The 17,515-nt window shown below is 65.2% G+C and carries 19 protein-coding genes; 8 read left to right on the top strand and 11 right to left on the bottom strand.

From position 1 onward, the window contains the following. Positions 1–36 precede the first annotated feature (36 nt). Positions 37–1,014 carry a GlxA family transcriptional regulator gene (locus HAP41_RS22585; protein WP_166097014.1) on the top strand — a complete coding sequence of 326 codons (978 nt, stop codon included), beginning with the start codon at positions 37–39 and terminating at the stop codon, positions 1,012–1,014. Positions 1,015–1,064: 50 nt separating this feature from the next. On the opposite strand, the gene HAP41_RS22580 is transcribed toward HAP41_RS22585, so the two are convergent. Both HAP41_RS22580 and HAP41_RS22575 read right to left on the bottom strand, forming a co-directional pair. Continuing rightward, positions 1,065–1,838: a gamma-glutamyl-gamma-aminobutyrate hydrolase family protein gene (locus HAP41_RS22580; RefSeq protein WP_166097015.1), complete on the bottom strand. Its 774-nt coding sequence runs from the start codon at positions 1,836–1,838 to the stop codon at positions 1,065–1,067. A gap of 90 nt (positions 1,839–1,928) precedes the next feature. Beyond that, positions 1,929–2,645, bottom strand: a complete 717-nt coding sequence (locus tag HAP41_RS22575) for a hypothetical protein (protein ID WP_166097016.1) — start codon at positions 2,643–2,645, stop codon at positions 1,929–1,931. A 137-nt stretch (positions 2,646–2,782) separates the two neighbouring features. On the opposite strand from HAP41_RS22575, the gene HAP41_RS22570 reads away from it, so the two are divergent. Beyond that, a complete protein-coding gene (locus HAP41_RS22570) occupies positions 2,783–3,916 on the top strand; it encodes an AI-2E family transporter (protein ID WP_166097017.1) in 1,134 nt (377 codons plus the stop codon). Between the two features lie 76 nt (positions 3,917–3,992). Here the strand turns inward: HAP41_RS22570 and HAP41_RS22565 are convergent, their stop codons facing one another. From HAP41_RS22565 to HAP41_RS22540, 6 genes are all read right to left on the bottom strand, one after another. Then, entirely contained in the window at positions 3,993–4,289 is a 297-nt protein-coding gene (locus HAP41_RS22565) for an antibiotic biosynthesis monooxygenase family protein (RefSeq protein WP_028155908.1), read from the bottom strand. A 99-nt stretch (positions 4,290–4,388) separates the two neighbouring features. Beyond that, positions 4,389–4,625 (bottom strand): hypothetical protein, encoded by a 237-nt coding sequence (locus HAP41_RS22560; RefSeq protein ID WP_028149020.1) that lies wholly within the window; start codon positions 4,623–4,625, stop codon positions 4,389–4,391. 58 nt (positions 4,626–4,683) lie between these two features. Next, positions 4,684–5,904: a GGDEF domain-containing protein gene (locus HAP41_RS22555; protein WP_166097018.1), complete on the bottom strand. Its 1,221-nt coding sequence runs from the start codon at positions 5,902–5,904 to the stop codon at positions 4,684–4,686. A 230-nt stretch (positions 5,905–6,134) separates the two neighbouring features. Further along, on the bottom strand, positions 6,135–6,614 hold the full coding sequence (rpsI, locus tag HAP41_RS22550) for a 30S ribosomal protein S9 (protein ID WP_166097019.1): 480 nt from the start codon (positions 6,612–6,614) through the stop codon (positions 6,135–6,137). Between the two features lies 1 nt (position 6,615). Then, positions 6,616–7,080 (bottom strand): 50S ribosomal protein L13, encoded by a 465-nt coding sequence (rplM, locus tag HAP41_RS22545; RefSeq protein WP_008137961.1) that lies wholly within the window; start codon positions 7,078–7,080, stop codon positions 6,616–6,618. Between the two features lie 158 nt (positions 7,081–7,238). Continuing rightward, positions 7,239–7,667: a PaaI family thioesterase gene (locus HAP41_RS22540; RefSeq protein ID WP_039147848.1), complete on the bottom strand. Its 429-nt coding sequence runs from the start codon at positions 7,665–7,667 to the stop codon at positions 7,239–7,241. 86 nt (positions 7,668–7,753) lie between these two features. Between HAP41_RS22540 and HAP41_RS22535 the strand changes: the two genes are divergently transcribed. The 4 genes from HAP41_RS22535 (at position 7,754) to HAP41_RS22520 (ending at position 11,237) form a co-directional block, all read left to right on the top strand. Continuing rightward, positions 7,754–8,578 (top strand): enoyl-CoA hydratase, encoded by an 825-nt coding sequence (locus HAP41_RS22535; RefSeq protein WP_166097020.1) that lies wholly within the window; start codon positions 7,754–7,756, stop codon positions 8,576–8,578. 123 nt (positions 8,579–8,701) lie between these two features. Further along, the gene (locus HAP41_RS22530; protein ID WP_071913309.1) at positions 8,702–9,286 is read left to right on the top strand and encodes a CoA-binding protein; all 585 of its coding nucleotides are present in this window, start codon (positions 8,702–8,704) and stop codon (positions 9,284–9,286) included. A gap of 127 nt (positions 9,287–9,413) precedes the next feature. Continuing rightward, positions 9,414–10,694, top strand: coding sequence for an O-acetylhomoserine aminocarboxypropyltransferase (locus HAP41_RS22525; protein ID WP_166097021.1), 1,281 nt, complete (start codon positions 9,414–9,416; stop codon positions 10,692–10,694). Positions 10,695–10,892: 198 nt separating this feature from the next. Then, positions 10,893–11,237, top strand: coding sequence for a hypothetical protein (locus HAP41_RS22520; RefSeq protein ID WP_166097022.1), 345 nt, complete (start codon positions 10,893–10,895; stop codon positions 11,235–11,237). A 5-nt stretch (positions 11,238–11,242) separates the two neighbouring features. Here the strand turns inward: HAP41_RS22520 and HAP41_RS22515 are convergent, their stop codons facing one another. Beyond that, complete coding sequence (locus HAP41_RS22515; protein WP_166097023.1) at positions 11,243–12,319, bottom strand: COX15/CtaA family protein; 1,077 nt, start codon at positions 12,317–12,319, stop codon at positions 11,243–11,245. Between the two features lie 110 nt (positions 12,320–12,429). On the opposite strand from HAP41_RS22515, the gene HAP41_RS22510 reads away from it, so the two are divergent. Then, positions 12,430–12,645: a DUF2842 domain-containing protein gene (locus HAP41_RS22510; protein WP_014494810.1), complete on the top strand. Its 216-nt coding sequence runs from the start codon at positions 12,430–12,432 to the stop codon at positions 12,643–12,645. On the opposite strand, the gene HAP41_RS22505 is transcribed toward HAP41_RS22510, so the two are convergent. Then, the gene (locus tag HAP41_RS22505; protein ID WP_166097024.1) at positions 12,642–13,685 is read right to left on the bottom strand and encodes a polysaccharide deacetylase family protein; all 1,044 of its coding nucleotides are present in this window, start codon (positions 13,683–13,685) and stop codon (positions 12,642–12,644) included. The genes HAP41_RS22510 and HAP41_RS22505 overlap by 4 nt on opposite strands. 112 nt (positions 13,686–13,797) lie before the next feature. Between HAP41_RS22505 and HAP41_RS22500 the strand changes: the two genes are divergently transcribed. Continuing rightward, positions 13,798–14,979, top strand: coding sequence for a GNAT family N-acetyltransferase (locus HAP41_RS22500; RefSeq protein ID WP_166097025.1), 1,182 nt, complete (start codon positions 13,798–13,800; stop codon positions 14,977–14,979). A 195-nt stretch (positions 14,980–15,174) separates the two neighbouring features. On the opposite strand, the gene HAP41_RS22495 is transcribed toward HAP41_RS22500, so the two are convergent. Next, positions 15,175–17,460 (bottom strand): GumC family protein, encoded by a 2,286-nt coding sequence (locus HAP41_RS22495; RefSeq protein WP_166097026.1) that lies wholly within the window; start codon positions 17,458–17,460, stop codon positions 15,175–15,177. Between the last annotated feature and the right edge of the window lie 55 nt (positions 17,461–17,515).

The following is a 17,515-nucleotide window of genomic DNA, read 5'->3' as shown; positions in this document are numbered from 1 at the left end:
ATCGGCTAGGATCGCCGCGCCTGTCCTGGAGGTCTCATGAAGCTCGCAATTCTGGCGCTGGAAGGCTGCATGCATTCGGCGATCGCCGGGGTCGCCGACATCCTGTCGCTCGCCAATCACGTGATGCAGCAGAGCGGTGCGAAAACGCGCTTCGCCTGGGAGGTGCTTTCGCTCGACGGCAAGCCGGTGCGCGCCGGCGGCGGCCAGATGGTCGCCGTCGATGGCGCGGTCGGCAAACGCGGTCGCTTCGACGCGATCCTCGTCCCCGGCAACCTCGTCGATCACGTCACGGCGGAACGCCTGCAACCGCAATATGCCCGCGCCGGCGCCTGGCTTCGGCAGCAGCATGCGAGCGGCCGGCTGATCGGCGCATTCTGCAGCGGCGTGTTCCTGCTTGCAGGCAGCGGCCTGCTCGACCACCGCCGCGCCACCATCACCTGGTGGCTGCAAGGCGAGCTGCGGCAGCGCCACCCTACCATCGACCTCGCCGCCGACGCCGTCATCACCGTAGCGGACCGCATCGTCTGCGCGGCCGGACCGATGTCATGGGTCGACCTCCTGCTCAGGCTGATCGAGATGGTCGACGGCAAGGCGATTGCAAAGCTCTGTGCGGACTACGTCGTCATCGACACCGCGCAACGCTCCCAATCGATCTTCATGCCTGTCGGCTATTTGCTCTCGCAGGACCCGCTGCTGACCAGGGCCGACCTGCTGGTTCGCCGCACCGGCAAGAGCCCGATGACGGTCAAGCGCCTCGCCGATGCGCTCGGCCTCAGCGAGCGCACGCTGAACCGGAAGTTCCAGGAGCTCACGCGCGAGCCGCCGCAAGCCTTCATCATGCGCCGCCGCGTCGAGCACGCGCGCACGCTGCTGGAGACGACGGCGCAGCCGATCAAGACCATCGCACGCACGGCCGGCTATGAGGACGAGAGCAGCTTTCGCAAGGCGTTCCGCAAGCTGACCTTGATGTCGCCGCAGGCCTATCGCGCGCGACGGATGGAGCGGACGGCGTAAGCTGCGAAACCAAGGCGCTGTTCAGTCGATGGCTGCGAGCGAGCCTCTTGTTACGCCGCCGCACGCTGGCGTACGACCATCGCCTCGCCGAACGCCTCGAACAGCTTGCGGTTGATCGGATTGCGCTGCGGGTCGTATTCGGCGTGCCATTGTACGCCGAGCGCGAAGGTCGGGGCTTCCGCGATGCGGATCGCCTCGATGGTGCCGTCCTCGGCTACGCCCTCGATCAGCACGCGCTTGCCGGGATCGAGAATGCCCTGGCCATGCAGCGAATTGACCCTGATCTTCTCGCAGCCGAGCAGCCGCGCGAAGGCGCCTCCGGGCGTGAGGTCGACGTCGTGACGGTCGGCGAAGACCACGGTCGGATCGGGATGAATCTCGCCGTTCTCGAGCCTGGGCATGCGGTGGTTCATGCGGCCGGGGATTTCGCGGATCTCCGGATGCAGCGAGCCGCCGAAGGCGACGTTCATCTCCTGCAGGCCCCGGCAGATGCCGAACAGCGGAATGCCGCGGGACACGCAAGCGACCGAGAGCGCCAGTGCCACCTCGTCGCGGTGGATGTCGTAGGGCTCGTGCCGCTCGCACGGATCGACATTGAAACGGGTCGGATGGACGTTGGCGCGGGCGCCGGTGAGCACGATCCCGTCGACCACATCGAGCAGCGCGCCGATATCGGTGATGTCGGGTGCTCCCGCAAACATCATCGGCAGGCCGCCGGAAACCTCGGCCACAGCGCGCAAATTGCGCTCGCCGACCATCTGGACCTGAAATCGATTTTCGACGCGATGGGCGTTCCCGATCACGCCGACGACCGGCTTTCTCATCTCCCGTTCCGACCTCCCGCGTAAGAAGATTCTCCAAACATGCCCTTGGGATGGAACAAATTCAACAGAAGGGATCGCGGGACGGCAATGCTATTTTCGCGCAAATGCCTCCCGGGCCTCGGTTGTCCCCACGACGGGCAGGCCGGCGGCCTTCAGCGCGGTTGCCGCCGGATCGTCCGGCGTGGCCAGCCAGGGCAGTTTCGCCTCGATTCCGCGCGTCACGGGCTCCCCGAGCACCCCGCCGAAATCGATCGGCCAAAACCCGTTGGGCACCACCTCGGCGGTGAGGGCACGGACGGCGTAGCCATCGCCCAGAACCGTATCCGCATGGTCGCGGGCGACAAGACGCGCGGTCTTGGGGTCTTTGGGATCGCCAAAGCTCACGAGCACGGGGATCAGCTCCCCCTGCACCGGGACCATGCCGGCCTGCCGGCTGATATCGTTGAACGAGACGCGGTTGCCGCGCGCGGCGCCATAGGCACGGAGCGCGACATAGTTGATGTCGTCGAGGTCGAGCTTGCCGCCCTGCTGATGCGCCAGCAATGCCACCAGGTTCTTGCCTTTGCCGGCGTCTTGGCCGAGATCGACGAACACAGCCTCCCCGCGCATCGTGGTGCGGCCGCCACGGTTATAGTTGCCGTCGGGCACGACAGCGAGAACGCCGGATCCCGTCTTGATCCCGTCAGGCGTCGTCACCTCGACCGTGAGGCGGTATTTGTGGCCGGGCCGGTTGATCCGGATCTGGTCGCCGATCACGATCACGGCCAGAAGCCCGAGCAGACCGGCCCATTTGCTGATGAAACTCAAGCGCCCCCCACCTGTTTTCTCCTCATCGCTCTGCACCGTTCGCGCGACAGCGTCAAACCAGCGCGTTGACGCGGTCTTGATCGGAAGCGCGTTTGTCGAAAGAGTGCCCCGCCCGCAGCCGCCGAAAAGGACATGATGTGACCATCCTCGCAGACCAACGCCCCACGACCCGCACCGATCTGGCTTGGGCAATTTCGATCGGCGGCATCGGTGTCGTGCTGTTCACGGCGATGCTGGTCTTCACCTGGTATTTTGCAACCACGCTGCTGCTGATCTTCACCGGCATGCTGCTCGGCGTCGGCCTCAACGCGCTGACCAACGCGCTCGGCCGCCGCGTGCACCTGCCGCATCCGGTCCGGCTCGCGATCGTCTGCGTCGTGCTTGCGGTGCTGCTCGCAGGCGTCGCCTATCTCGGCGGCGCCACCATCGCCGAGCAGGCCTCGCTGCTGAGCAAGACCATCAAGTCGCAGATCGGCAACGTGAAGACCTTCCTGGACAGCCACGGGATCGACACCAGCTTCTTCGATCTCGGCAACGCTGCGTCCGACACTTCGGCCAATCCACCATCGGACTCGACACCCTCGCCAGCAGCCCCCCCGCGCGGTTCCTTGCCCGGCGCCGGCGCGCTGGCCTCCAGCGGCGGCGCGATCGTGAGCCAGACCTTCAAGCTCCTGCTCGGCACCATCCACGGCGTGGGAAACATCTTCATCGTGCTGTTCCTGGGGCTGTCCTTCGCCGCCCAGCCCGGCGTCTATCACGACGGCCTTTTGTTCCTGGCGCCGGCGAGGCATCGCACCCGCGTCACCCTGATCATCGACGGCATCAGCGAGACGCTGGAACGCTGGCTGATCGCGCAGATCGTCGTGATGATTGCGGTTGGCATCGTGACCTGGATCGGGCTTGCCATCATCGGCATCCCCGGCTCGTTCATCCTGGGGATCCAGGCGGGCCTGCTCGCCTTCATTCCGACCGTCGGCGCCATCATTGCCGGCGTCGTCGTGGTGCTCGCGAGCCTCGCCTCGGGCTGGATTCCGGCGCTGTCGGCCTTCCTTCTCTTCATGGGCGTGCACGCGATGGAGAGCTATGTGCTGACGCCGATCCTGCAGCGGCAGGCGCTCGACATCCCGCCGGCCACGCTGTTCGCGTTCCAGATCCTGCTCGGCGTCGTGTTCGGCATCTGGGGCCTGGCGCTGGCGCTGCCACTGGTCGCCATCGCCAAGGTCATGATCGACCATTTCAAGACGTATGAGGCGCCGCCCCTGGCAGCATGATCCGGAAAAGTGCGCAGCGGTTTTCCGAAAAGATCATGCTCAGGCGACGAGGCGGCGTAAGGCGTCGTGAAGTCGCTCAGGTCGTCAGCACGGTCTCGGTGTGCTCGACCTCCGGGGGCGAAGCAAAGTACTGGCCGACGAGGCCGCGCCATTCGGTGAAATTCTCCGAGCCGCGGAAATCGACGGTGTGGTTCTCCAGCGTCGCCCACTTCACCATCAGCCGGTAGCGCTGCGGCTTCTCGATCGACTTGTGCAGCTCGAAGCCGTGAAAGCCCTTGGAACCGCCGAAGGCTGCCTTGGCCTTGGCGACAGCCGCCTCAAAGTCCTTCTCGCTGCCCGGCTTGACGTCGATTTGCGCGATCTCGGTGATCATCGGTTTCCACCCTGTTTGTTTGATGGGTGTGTCTACCGTAGACCGCAACGAAGAAAAAGGCACCGAATCGGCCCCCTGACCGGTCAAAAATGCGTGCTCTCAGGCCAACAGCAGAGCGGTGCCTGCCACGATGAGCGCGCAACCGATGAACAGCGCGAGCGGCCAGTAGCTACGGCTTTGCGTGTAGCGCCCCTGGGCGCGGCGCTCGGTGATCAGCGCGCGCTCGTATTCATCCGCGGTGGAGAACACGCAGGCGAAGCCGCCGCGTGCCGAGGCCGCAGCGGCTTCAAGCGACATCAGGGCAGCCTGCGGGTTCTGTCGACGGATCGATTCCATGACCGCAATGGTAGGGATCGAATGGTAAACAGCGGATTACCGAAGGCGCCTCTTGGCTTCAGGCGGTGGCCGGACGCGCCTGCGGCGCACCGACCCGCGCCGCGCTCTGGCGGCGCCAGTTCTCCAGCGACAGCGGCAGCTCCTCCGCCGCCTCGACCCGGTTACGGCCACCGCGCTTGGCCTGATAGAGCGCGGTGTCGGCCGAGGCCAGCAGCACCTCGAGCTCGGTGCCGGCCGGACCGCCGGCGACGCCGATGCTGACGGTGGTGTCGACCGGGCCTTCGTCGACCACGACGCCGGAGGTCTCGAACGCCTCGCGCACGCGCTCGGCAACCAGCACGCCCTCCTCCAGTGAACACGGCAGCAGCGCCGCGAACTCCTCGCCGCCGATACGGCCCGACATGTCGGTCATGCGCAGGTTGCTGACGACGACGGTCGAGAACAGTTTCAGCATCTCGTCGCCGGCAGGATGGCCGAAGCGGTCGTTGATCGACTTGAAGTGGTCGATGTCGAAGATCATCACGGTCACGGGACGACCGGCCTTGGCCTCGCGCTCGATCACGCGCCCGCAGGCTTCCGAGAAGCCGCGGCGGTTGAGCATGCCGGTCAGGGGATCGGTAGACGCGGCGGTCCGGTGCGCCGTCACCGTGCGCTCCGACACCAGCATGAAGATCACGAACACGGTGCCGACGGCATAGAGGATGAGCTCGACCGCAAACACAGTGACCCAGATGCTGCCGGAGAAGCCGGCATCGTTCGGACGCAGGAAGCTGCCGAGCACGATCGGCAGCATCAGCACGCAGCCGTGCATCACCGGCACCACGAAGGCCGGCCAGCGCCGTTGCAGGCTCTTGCGCCGCTCAACCCAGAGCTCGCTCGCGGTCAGCGCCGCATAGACCGAGACGATGCCGGCGCCGACGATCATACGCAGCATTGACGCGGCGGGATCAAGCAGCGTCACGGCGGCGGCCCAGGCCAGCGCGCCGACGAGGAGCCCCGGCCAGTTCGGCTTGCGGCCGTGGAAGACGCGCGCCGCATTCCACACCATGCCGCAGGCGACGAAGCCGACCGCGTTCAGCGCAAGGTAAAGATGCGGGCCGAGCTTCTCGCCGGCCGCGGTCCATAACGCGACGGACGCTGCGCCGAGCAGATACGCGGTGCCCCACCATTTCAGCGCGGGGCTGTTCTCCTGCGTGCCGAAAAACACCATCATGGCGCCGAGCAGTGCGGCAACCATGGTGGCGACCAAATAGAGCGTGATGCTATCGAGCGACATCATGTCGGCCCCCTTCTAGACATAGCAAGTTACGCGATCGGCCCAGCCGACTTGCGCGCCCTTCCAGATGCGACGCTATGTCCCGCGAGTTCCATTCAGGTTTTCATGCGGGGCCAAGTTTTCGGGAAACACGTCATCAATTTGCATACAAACGAACAACAAAAAGGGCGCTGAAATCAGCGCCCTTTTGCATCTCATTGAAGCCGCTTTCGCGGCGAATGTGACCGAAGCGATTAACGCTTCGAGAACTGGAAGGACCGGCGGGCCTTGGCCTTGCCGTACTTCTTGCGCTCGACCACGCGGGAGTCGCGGGTCAGGAAGCCGCCCTTCTTGAGCACGGTGCGCAGCTCCGGCTCGAAATAGGTGAGCGCCTTGGAGATGCCGTGACGGACGGCACCGGCCTGGCCGGACAGACCGCCTCCGGCGACGGTGCAGATCACGTCGTACTGGCCGGAACGCGCGGCCACCGAGAACGGCTGCTCGATCATCATGCGCAGCACGGGACGGGCGAAATAGACCTCGACCTCGCGCGAATTGACCGTGACCTTGCCGGCGCCCGGCTTGATCCAGACGCGGGCGACCGCGTCCTTGCGCTTGCCGGTGGCATAGGCGCGGTTGAACTTGTCGACCTTCTTCTCGTGCTTGGGCGCGTCGGGCGCGACCGCGGTCTTGAGCTGCGAGAGCTGGTCGAGCGACTGAATGGATTCGGCCATGTTATGCGGCCCTCGTGTTCTTGCGGTTCAACTTGGCGATGTCGATCTTCTCGGGCGTCTGGGCCTCGTGCGGATGATCGGCGCCGCCATAGACGCGGAGGTTGCCCATCTGGACGCGACCGAGCGGACCACGCGGGATCATGCGCTCGACGGCCTTCTCGAGCACGCGCTCGGGATGCTTGCCCTCGAGGATCTGGCGCGCGGTGCGCTCCTTGACGTGGCCGACGTAACCGGTGTGCTTGTAGTAGGTCTTCTGCTCGCGCTTGCGACCGGTGAGGACCGCATGCTGCGCGTTGATGATGATGACGTTGTCGCCGCAATCAACGTGCGGGGTGTAGGTCGGGAGGTGCTTGCCGCGCAGGCGCATGGCGACGATGGTGGCGAGACGGCCGACAACCAGACCCTTGGCGTCGATCAGTACCCACTTCTTCGTCACCTCAGCCGGCTTTGCCGAAAAGGTTTTCATATCGGAGTTTCCGTGGACGGGAGATATCGGCGCGAACACCGCGCCGGACTGCGCGGTTTTCTAGAGAAGAGACGCGCAACGGTCAATGCCCCAGAGCAGGAATTACAATAGCAAAATCAATATCTTAAAATTATGGTGCTATATTACCTGCGAAAAGCTCAAACATTTGGAATGGAATAGGTCGAGGTGACATGAGCGATCGGATCGGGCGACGTGCCGGACAGCAGCTTCACCTCGCCGACCGCCAGGCGTTTGCCGAGCTTGAGCAGCCGCGCCTCCGCCAGCACATCCTGGCCGGGCTGGCCCTTGCGCAGGAAGTTGATGTTGAGATTGGTGGTGACCGCAAGCCCGATCGGCCCGATCGCGGACAGCAGCACCACGTACATCGCGAAATCCGCCAGTGCCATCAGCGTCGGGCCGGACACGGTTCCACCCGGCCGCAGCATCCTTTCGCTGTAGCGCTGGCGCAAAAGGCAGGTCTGGCCGTCGGCGCTCTCGATCGTGATGTCATCGCCGCTGAAGGCCTGGGGAAACTCGTCACGGAGAAACTGCTCGACCTCCGCCACGCTCATTTTCGCTAACGCCATGCTTCGCCTCACCCTCGCTTCGCATCCCCTGTTACATTAAGTTATCTGCGTCATCCAATTGCAAGAATCCAACCGGGAACGCTTCGATGTCCGCCCAGGCCGCCCGCGCCCCCTCCCCGCAACCGTCGAGCCTGCTGCGCGAGACCATAGGGCCCATCGCGGTCCTGACGCTGAACCGCCCGGCCGCGCGCAACAGCCTGTCGCAGGCGATGATCGCAAGCCTGCATGCCGAGCTCAACGAGATCCGCGACGACAAGGCGATCCGCGGCGTGGTGATCACAGCCAACGGCCCCGCCTTCTCCGCCGGCCACGATATGAAGGAACTGACCGCGCGCCGCACTGACCCGGATCGCGGCCGCGCCTTCTTTGCCGAGATGATGACCGCCTGCAGCGCGATGATGCAGGCGGTCGTGCACTTGCCGAAGCCCGTGGTCGCTGCCGTCCAGGGCATCGCGACCGCGGCCGGCTGCCAGCTCGTGGCAAGCTGCGATCTCGCGATCGCCTCGGAAGCGGCGAGCTTTGCCACGCCGGGCGTCGATATCGGGCTGTTCTGCTCCACGCCGATGGTGGCGTTGTCACGGAACGTGCCGCGCAAGCAGGCGATGGAAATGCTGCTGACCGGCGAGCCGATCCCGGCCACGCGCGCCCGCGAGATCGGGCTCATCAACCGCGTGGTCGCGGCCGGCACCGAGCGCGAGGCCGCAATTGCCCTCGCCGAACAGGTCGCGCTGAAGTCGGCCTACACCGTCAAGCTCGGCAAGGAGGCGTTCTACCGCCAGGCCGAGATGAGCCTTGCGGACGCCTATCGCTATGCGGCAGAGGTGATGACCGAGAACATGATGGCGCGCGACGCCGAGGAAGGCATCGGCGCCTTCATCGAGAAGCGCACGCCGACATGGCGGGATGAGTAGTCAACACCTCGTCCTGAGGAGCCGCGGAACGCGGCGTCTCGAAGGATGGAGGCCCGACTGTGGCCTCATGGTTCGAGACGCGCATGCCGCGCTCCTCACCATGAGGGTCAGAGAAAGAAAAAGATGAACCACGACGCCTATCCCGACAATTACATCCGCGGCATCCTCAACAGCGTGAAGTCGATCGCGATGGTCGGCGCCTCGCCCGTCAATGTGCGGCCGAGCTATTTTGCGTTCAAATATCTGGCGCAGCGCGGCTATGACATGATCCCGGTCAATCCCGGCCATGTCGGCAAGGATCTGCTCGGAAAGCCGTTTATTGCCTCGCTCTCCGACATCGGCCGCCCCGTCGACATGATCGACATCTTTCGCAACTCCAGCCACATCATGCCGGTGGTCGAAGAAGCGCTCACGCTCGATCCGCTGCCGAAGGTGATCTGGATGCAGCTTGGCGCGCGCGACGACGCGGCAGCGGCGAAAGCGGAATCGGTCGGTATCAAGGTCGTGATGAACCGCTGCCCGAAGATCGAATATGGCCGCTTGTCGTCGGAGATCTCCTGGATGGGCGTCAATTCACGCACGCTGAGCTCCAAACGGCCGCCGGCTCCGACGCAAGGCATGCGGCTATCCCTCAATCGGATGAGTGTCAGCGGCGGTGACACCGCGGCTTCCGATCGCGCAGCAAAGAACAAGACCGAGCAGAGCTGACGCAATAAACTTCCGTTGCGCGAACGTGACAATCGTAGCGCCGTGATGTGAAGCGGCGCCTTGACGGCGGGCGCGTCGCCGATCAGCATGCCGCGCGATTTCAGATCACAAGAACAGGACGCCCTCAATGAGCGATCGCCTTCCGGGATTTTCGACCCTCGCCGTGCATGCCGGGGCACAACCCGATCCCACCACCGGTGCGCGCGCGACCCCGATTTATCAAACCACCTCTTTCGTCTTCAACGACGCCGACCACGCCGCCTCGCTGTTCGGCCTGCAGGCATTCGGCAACATCTATACCCGCATCGGCAATCCCACCAACGCGGTGCTGGAAGAGCGTGTTACCGCACTCGAAGGCGGCACCGCCGCGCTTGCGGTCGCCTCGGGCCACGCCGCACAGGTCGTGGTGCTGCAGCAATTGCTCCAGCCCGGCGACGAATTCATCGCCGCGCGAAAGCTCTATGGCGGCTCGATCAACCAGTTCTCGCATGCGTTCAAGAGCTTCGGCTGGAACGTGGTGTGGGCCGATTCCGACGACATCGCAAGCTTCGAGCGCGCGGTGACGCCGCGCACGAAGGCCATCTTCATCGAGTCCATTGCCAATCCCGGCGGCAGCATCACCGACATCGAGGCGATCTCGACGGTGGCGCGCAAGGCGGGCGTGCCGCTGATCGTCGACAACACGCTGGCCTCGCCCTATCTGATCCGCCCGATCGATCATGGCGCCGACATCGTCGTGCACTCGCTGACGAAATTCCTGGGCGGCCACGGCAATTCGCTCGGCGGCATCATCGTCGACGCCGGCACGTTCGACTGGTCCACGGGCGGCAAATATCCGATGCTGTCGGAGCCGCGGCCCGAATATCACGGCATCCGCCTCCAGGAGACCTTTGGCAATTTCGCTTTCGCGATCGCCTGCCGCGTGCTGGGCCTGCGCGATCTCGGACCCGCGCTGTCGCCGTTCAACGCCTTCATGATCCTGACCGGCATCGAGACGCTGCCGCTGCGCATGCAGAAGCACTGCGACAACGCCAAGGCCGTCGCCGAATTCCTCGCCGGCCATCCGGCGGTGGCCTCGGTGAGCTATGCGGGCTTGGCAAGCGACAAGTACAACCAGCTTGCACGCAAATACGCGCCGAAGGGCGCAGGCGCCGTGTTCACGTTCAGCCTGAAGGGCGGCTATGACGCCGGCGTCAGCCTGGTGTCGAAGCTGCAGCTGTTCTCGCACTTGGCCAATGTCGGCGACACCCGCTCGCTGGTCATCCACCCGGCCTCGACGACGCACAGCCAGCTCGACGACGCCGCCAAGGTGAAGTCCGGCGCCGGCCCCGACGTGGTGCGGCTCTCGATCGGCATCGAGGACAAGGAAGACCTGATCGCGGACCTGGAGCAGGCGCTGGCCGGGTAGTTTTCCGCGTCGTTCCGGGGCAGTGCGAAGCACCGAACCCGGAATCTCGACGTCATTTGCTCATCTCTGGATTCCGGGTTCGCGCTTCCGCGCGCCCCGGAATGACGGCGGCCGTTTTGGCCGCCGTCAGTTAACAGTCATTAACCATATCTGCCGCATACATCGTCCTTGGATCGCCCCTTTGATTCGGAGCCGACGATGCTGCGCTGGATGGTGCCTGCCCTTGCCGCCATGCTGACGGTCTCAGCTGCCGTTGCCGCCGATCTGCCGGCCACAGCAAGACGGCGCGCTGCCGTGCCGCCGCAGGACCCGCCACAGGTCTATGTCGAGACCGATCCGGATGCGCTGATCTCGCCGGCCTACGGCATCGGCAGCTACATCCGCAACCTGCCGGGCACGCCGCTCCTGCCCGGCTCCAGCACCTTGCCGGGCTATTATGGCCGGCCCTGGAGCTACGATTATCAGGGCCCTTACTACGGCGGGAAGCAGGTCGACTATTTCTGGCGCCTGCCCTACGCCTGCGGCGTCTACGGCTATTGCTGACCTGATCAGCCGGCCTGACCGACCGGAACCGCGCGCGGCTGCGCCTGTGCAGATTGTCGCGAGGCCAGCCGCTCCACCTGCATCACTGCAAGCGTGAGCACCACGATCGCAATCGCTTGGTGCGAAAGCGCGAGATCGATCGGCACCTGGTTGAGCAGCGTGAGGATCCCGAGCACAGCCTGCAGGCTGACCGCAGCGAACAGCCAGAGCGCACCGCCGGCCGCCGTGCGCGAGCGCACCGCATCGAGCCCATGCAGCGCCGCCAGCACGAACAGCGCATAGGCCGTCATGCGGTGCTCGAACTGCACCGTCAGCACGTTGTCGAACATGTTGCGCCACCACGGCGTCTCGAACCAGAGCCGCTCGCCTGCGGGAATGAACGCGCCGTCGATCTGCGGCCAGGTGTTGTAGGCGCGCCCGGCGCGCAGACCCGCGACCAGCGCGCCGAAATAGATCTGGACGAAGGTCACGATGAGCAGCAGCACGCTCGTGAATCTCAGCCGCGCGGGCGCAATGATCTGCGGCCGCTCGGCGAGCCGCCGCACCGTCCAGACGATGCCGGCGAAGATCAGGAGCGCGAGCACCAGATGCGTCGCCAGTCGATATTGCGAGACCTCGACACGTTCCGTCAGGCCCGAGGCCACCATCCACCAGCCAACCGCACCCTGGAGTCCGCCAAGCGCGAACAGCAGCCACAGCCGCCGTTTCAACTCACCCGACAGGCCGCCGCGCCACAGGAAGAACAGGAACGGCAAGAGATAGGCAACGCCGATGAAGCGGCCGAGAAAGCGGTGGCTCCATTCCCACCAATAGATCTCCTTGAACTCGGACAGGCTCATGCCCGCATTGAGCTCGCGATATTGCGGGATCTTCTTGTAGGCCTCGAACGCCTCGTTCCACGCCGCTTCTGTCAGCGGCGGAACACTGCCCGTGACCGGCTTCCATTCGACGATCGAGAGGCCGGACTCCGTCAGACGCGTGGCACCGCCGACCAGCACCATCACCGCGATCAGCGCGGCCACGGAAATCAGCCACCAGCGCAAGGCGCGGTGCGGGTTGGTCGGAGCGAAAATCGTCGTCATTTCAGGGGCAAAACCAAGCCTTGTTGCAAAGAGACTTGAACCGGACTGCGTGCCCCTTATAGTCCCCCGCTCCCGCAGCGCAAGTTACGCGAAGGCCGCAGCATTCCGCCATGACGATCCGCACCCGCAAGTTCCTCGGCGCCATCCTGCTCCTGGTGCTGGCCACCGTCTGGGCCCTGCTCGGCATGGCGCTGGCGCAGATGCCGTGGATCGCCGAGTCCGGCTGGCGGCAGGCGATCTACTACGTGGTGGTCGGCATGGGCTGGGTGCTGCCGGCGATGCCGATCGTGAGCTGGATGCAGCGGCCGGATCGCGTCAAATCTTAATTCGTAACGCTGCCGGTCGGTTTCACCGGCGCGAAGGCAACACCGGACACCAGCACGCGCAGCATGCGCAGTGATTGTATCCGGCCGTCCCAGGAAATCCGCGGCAGTGCGTGCAGATTGGTGCGCCCCTCCGCATCCACGATGCCCGGGATGGTCGAGACGGCGCTGGCAAAGCCGGCCTCCTCCGCCATGACGACGTGGCTGCGCCGGAAAGACGAGCGATCGCCGAACGGAAAGGCCAGATGCCTGATCTCGCGGTCGAAGGCCGCTTCCGCGACCGCCTTGCCCATCGTCATCTCGCGCAACGCGGCGGCGTCCTTCATGTTGGCGAGAATGGGATAGTTCACCGTCGCGCTGCCGACCGTGACCAGCGGATCCGCCGCAAGCCTTGCCAGATCCTCCCAATCCATCGACGCTTCGCGCGAGAGCGCAGCGAGGTCGACCCGGTAGCGCGTGCAGAGATCGGCGATCGCAGTCGACACATCCGCCGGCGGCAACGAACGCAGCCAGCTCTCGACGAACGAAAACAGCGCCTGCTTCTCGGCGTTGCCTGTGACGGTGAAACGCTGCTCTTTCTCGCCCATCATCAGGTTGATGCGGCTCTCGCGCGCGATCATCCGCTCGAGCCCGAGCCACCAGGCCTCTCCGACTCCATCGGGAAACGCGGTGGGCACATAGATCGTGAACGGCACGGCATGGCGCGCCAGCACCGGATAGGCGAAGCTGATGAGGTCCTTGTTGGCGCCGTCGAAGGTCAGCGCCACGAAGCGCCGATTCTGCGGCAGCGTCACCGCGCGGCGGCAGACATCGTCCATGCCGAGGAAGTCATACCCCCACCGCTTCAGCGCATGAATGGCGCGATCGAGGAATTGCGGACTGATTTCGCTTTCACGCAGCGGCTGAAACGCGCCGCGCCGCCGCGGCCGCACGTGTTGAAAGCGCAGGATCGCGCCGGCGCCGCGGCTGCGCAGCACGGCCTGACCGGTGAACCAGGCCAGTTCAAGCCGCAACCGCTCCAGCCATCTGTCGTCGGATGCCAATATCCCACCTTCGCGTTCGCCTGATTGTCATTACCCTTTGTTGACATTTCTTTGCAAAGGTCGGCCACAGGCCGAAATACGCAAATTTTTCGTTTCTCGACAGGTTTCGTGAATGACCATGGCTGCGGCGATGCAAAGCCGGACGGCAGAATCGCCAGCGCGGTCGAAAGCGAGCCGTATCGCGCATGTCGATATCGTCACCGATCTGGCCGAGGCCGAGACGGTCTGGCGCGCGTTCGAGGAGAGCGGTCACCTCTTCACGCCCTACCAGCGCTTCGACCTGCTCAGCCCATGGCAACGGCTGGTCGGCAGCCACGAAGGCGCCAGTCCCTTCATCGTCATAGCCCGCGACGCCGAGCGCCAGCCGCTCCTGCTGCTGCCGCTCTCGCTGCGGCAAGGCCACGGCGTGCGCACGGCCTGCTTCATGGGCGGCAAGCACACCACCTTCAACATGGGCCTGTGGAACGCCGAGTTCGCAGCCGAGGTCGCCATCGCCGATCTCGACGCGCTGCTTGCGCCGATGCGCGAGCATGCCGACGTGCTCGCGCTGACGCAGCAGCCGCTGCGCTGGCACGACCAGCACAACCCGTTCGCGCAACTGCCGCGGCAGAGTGCGATCAACGGCTGCCCTCTCCTGGCGATGGAGCCGGGCGGGCCGCCCGCATCGCGGATCAGCAACTCCTTTCGCCGCCGCCTCAAAAGCAAGGAAAAGAAGCTCCAGGCGCTTGCCGGCTATCGTTATCACCTCGCCACCACGGACGCAGACGTAACCCGCCTGCTCGACTGGTTCTTCCGCGTCAAGCCGGCGCGGATGGCCGAACAGAAACTGCCCAACGTCTTTGCCGAGCCCGGCGTCGAAGCGTTCATCCGCAGCGCATGCCTGTCGCCGCGCGGCGAAGGCCGCGTCATCGACATCCATGCGCTCGAATGCGACGACGAGGTGATCGCGATCTTCGCCGGCGTCGCCGACGGCCAGCGCTTCTCGATGATGTTCAACACCTACACGATGTCCGAGCACGCCCGCTACAGCCCCGGGCTGATCCTGATGCGCTACATCATCGACCGCTACGCCGAACGCGGCTACCGCTCGCTCGATCTCGGCATCGGCTCGGACGATTACAAGCGCATGTTCTGCAAGGACGACGACGACATTTTCGACAGCTTCGTACCCCTGACCGCGCGCGGAAAACTCGCGGCGATGGCGATGTCCTCGCTGAACCACGGCAAACGGCTGGTGAAGCAGAACCAGATGTTGTTCGATCTGGCGCGGCGGCTGCGGCAGGCGTTCGGGTAGGCGTCACAGCCTCTGGTCTCGTAGGGTGGGCAAAGCGAAGCGTGCCCACCACGTCTCCCGCAATCGTTGAAAGGTGGTGGGCACGGCGCAAATGCGCCTTTGCCCACCCTACGATTCCGAGCTCGTGGAGAAAGACCCCTCACCCGGCTTCGCTTTCGCGAAGCCACCCTCTCCCGCAGCGGCAGAGGGCGAGAATTACGCCGCGACCACGCGCGGCGCGTCCACTGCGTTCGACGGCTGCACCGGCTTGCTCAGCATCGTCACCTCGCTGAAGCCGACCGCCTTCAGCTGCTCGCACATCAGCGTGCGGGCATCCGGCGCCATCGAGACATCGGGCACCACGACGGCGCGGGCATGCGCCGTCAAGAGTTCCGCCGGGAGGTCCGAGGCACTGCCGGCGTCCACCAGCACGTGGTCGTAGGCGCGGAGCAGTGCATCGATCGCGAGCGTCACCCGCGGCGATTGCAGCAGGCTGCGGTCGAAGCCGGGACGGCCGGCCATGACCAGGTGCAGCCGCGAGAGCTTGTCGCGGGTGATGATTTGCGCGAACGAGGCCTCGCCCTGCATCAGCTCGGCGAGGCCGGGAGCCGAAGCATCCACGGACACCGCGGCGATGGTCGGCGAGGATGCGGCGAGATCGACCACAACGACGCGCGCATCGCGCGCCAGGTGCCGGGCCAGCGTCAGCGTCGACAGCGTGATGGCTTCGCCGGCCGCGGTGCCGAGCACCGTGACCTTCTTCGCCGCCGGTCCCGCAGCGCGCAGGTTGTCGGCCAGATGCTCGATCTCGGTGAATTCAGTGACGTCGGCATCGGCCGTCATCTCGGGCTGAAGCGGCGTAAGGTCCTCCACAACCGGATCGAGCATCGGTTCAGCCACCGGCTGGACCAGCGGCTGGTGGACCACCGGCTCTTGGCGCACCGGCGCCTGCGTTTGCGCCGGCGTGAACACGGCCACCGCGCGCGGCGCGGTCTGGCGCAACAGCTCGCCGGTGACGACGACGCCGGACGAGAGCAGCAGCGTTGCGATCGTCGCGATCAGCACGATCGGCAGCTTCTTCGGATAGGCCGGCGTATTCGAGACGATGGCGCGCGAGATGATGCGGCCCTCCGCCGGCGCCGTATCGATGCTCTCGCGGGTGCTGGCCTCGCGATACTTCCCAAGATACGTCTCGAGCAGGTCGCGCTGGGCCTTGGCTTCGCGCTCCAGCGCGCGGAGCTGGACGTCCTGACCGTTGGTCGAGGTCGCCTGCTTCTTGAGCTGATCGAGGCTCGCCGTCAGGCCGTCGACCCGGCCACTGGCGATCCGCGCATCGCTTTCGAGCGAGCGCGAGATCTTGGCCGCTTCGTCGCGAATTTGGTTGTCGAGGTCGCCAAGCTGCGCCTTCAGCTCCTTGATCCGCGGGTGATTGCCGAGCAGCGTGGATGACTGTTCGGCAAGCTGCGCCCGCAGCGTCACCCGCTGCTCAGACAGCCGCCGCATCAGTTCGGAGTTCACCACCTCGGACGCTTCGATCGGCTTGCCGCTCTGGAGCATCTCTTTGATCAGCCGCGCCCTGGATTCAGCATCCGCCTTCATCGAGCGCGCATTGTTGAGCTGGGTATTGACCTCGCCCATCTGCTGGTTCGAGAGCGTGGTGTTGTTGGTGCCGACGAACAGCGACGACTTGGAACGGAAGTCCTCGACCTTGGCTTCGGCGTCGGAGACTTTCTTGCGCAGATTTTCGATTTCGCCCGAAAGCCACTGGCTGGCGCTGCGGGCCTGGTCCTGGCGTGCATTCTGCTGGAGCACGAGATAGCCGTCGGCGATCGAATTGGCGACGCGCGCGGCAAGGTCCGGATCGGCGGACTGGAATTCGACCACGATCACGCGCGACTTGTCGACGGCGTAGGCCTGGAGCCGCTCGTAATAGGCATCCAGCACCCGCTCTTCCGGCGTCATCGAGAACGGATCGCGGCCGATGCCGATCAGCGCCGCGAGCGACTTCAGCGGCGAAATGCCTTGCAGCACCGGATCGAATTCGGGGCGTTCCGCGAGCTTGTTCTTCCTGATGATCTCGCGCGCGAGATCGCGCGACAGCACGAGCTGCACCTGGCTGGTCACCGCCTCGGGATCGAGCGACTGCCGCTCTTCGGTGCTGCGGTCGCTGCTCGGCCGCAGGAACACGTTCTCGCGGCCGTCGATCAAGATGCGGGATTCCGACTTGTAACGCGGGGTGACGAGATTGACGGCGGCGATCGACGCGACGAGCGCGAGCACCGTCGGCACGATGATCCAGCCGCGCTTGCGGGCGAGCACCGCGCCGAGCGCATGGAGATCGATGTCGCCGGATTCGGCTTGTGCCTGCTTCGCAGCAACCGGCGCAGGCTCTGCTTCAATCTTGGGCGCGGCTTCGGTCGATTTGGCTTCGGCCTTGGGCTTCGAAATAGCCCGCTCGACCACCGCCTTGTCCTTGCCGGCACGCCAGAACGCTAAACGCATCGAACACTCCCGCAGGGCAACGCTGCGACTCTACCTCAACCGGGGCGATTACACT

This window comes from Bradyrhizobium barranii subsp. apii, from assembly GCF_011516635.5.
Classification (GTDB): domain Bacteria; phylum Pseudomonadota; class Alphaproteobacteria; order Rhizobiales; family Xanthobacteraceae; genus Bradyrhizobium; species Bradyrhizobium barranii.
The sequence above is the reverse complement of the archived record's forward strand: the minus strand, read 5'-3'. Positions and strand labels throughout refer to the sequence as shown.

Bases quoted from the DNA above. Each gene is read 5' to 3' on its own strand.
- HAP41_RS22560 (WP_028149020.1), bottom strand. From the start codon at position 4,625: ATGGAATCGATCCGTCGACAGAACCCGCAGGCTGCCCTGATGTCGCTT.
- rpsI (WP_166097019.1), bottom strand. From the start codon at position 6,614: ATGGCCGAATCCATTCAGTCGCTCGACCAGCTCTCGCAGCTCAAGACC.
- HAP41_RS22510 (WP_014494810.1), top strand. From the start codon at position 12,430: ATGACGATCCGCACCCGCAAGTTCCTCGGCGCCATCCTGCTCCTGGTG.
- HAP41_RS22495 (WP_166097026.1), bottom strand. From the start codon at position 17,460: ATGCGTTTAGCGTTCTGGCGTGCCGGCAAGGACAAGGCGGTGGTCGAG.
- HAP41_RS22520 (WP_166097022.1), top strand. From the start codon at position 10,893: ATGCTGCGCTGGATGGTGCCTGCCCTTGCCGCCATGCTGACGGTCTCA.
- HAP41_RS22555 (WP_166097018.1), bottom strand. From the start codon at position 5,904: ATGATGTCGCTCGATAGCATCACGCTCTATTTGGTCGCCACCATGGTT.
- HAP41_RS22525 (WP_166097021.1), top strand. From the start codon at position 9,414: ATGAGCGATCGCCTTCCGGGATTTTCGACCCTCGCCGTGCATGCCGGG.
- HAP41_RS22585 (WP_166097014.1), top strand. From the start codon at position 37: ATGAAGCTCGCAATTCTGGCGCTGGAAGGCTGCATGCATTCGGCGATC.
- HAP41_RS22530 (WP_071913309.1), top strand. From the start codon at position 8,702: ATGAACCACGACGCCTATCCCGACAATTACATCCGCGGCATCCTCAAC.
- HAP41_RS22540 (WP_039147848.1), bottom strand. From the start codon at position 7,667: ATGGCGTTAGCGAAAATGAGCGTGGCGGAGGTCGAGCAGTTTCTCCGT.
- HAP41_RS22515 (WP_166097023.1), bottom strand. From the start codon at position 12,319: ATGACGACGATTTTCGCTCCGACCAACCCGCACCGCGCCTTGCGCTGG.
- HAP41_RS22565 (WP_028155908.1), bottom strand. From the start codon at position 4,289: ATGATCACCGAGATCGCGCAAATCGACGTCAAGCCGGGCAGCGAGAAG.
- HAP41_RS22535 (WP_166097020.1), top strand. From the start codon at position 7,754: ATGTCCGCCCAGGCCGCCCGCGCCCCCTCCCCGCAACCGTCGAGCCTG.
- HAP41_RS22580 (WP_166097015.1), bottom strand. From the start codon at position 1,838: ATGAGAAAGCCGGTCGTCGGCGTGATCGGGAACGCCCATCGCGTCGAA.
- HAP41_RS22500 (WP_166097025.1), top strand. From the start codon at position 13,798: ATGACCATGGCTGCGGCGATGCAAAGCCGGACGGCAGAATCGCCAGCG.
- rplM (WP_008137961.1), bottom strand. From the start codon at position 7,080: ATGAAAACCTTTTCGGCAAAGCCGGCTGAGGTGACGAAGAAGTGGGTA.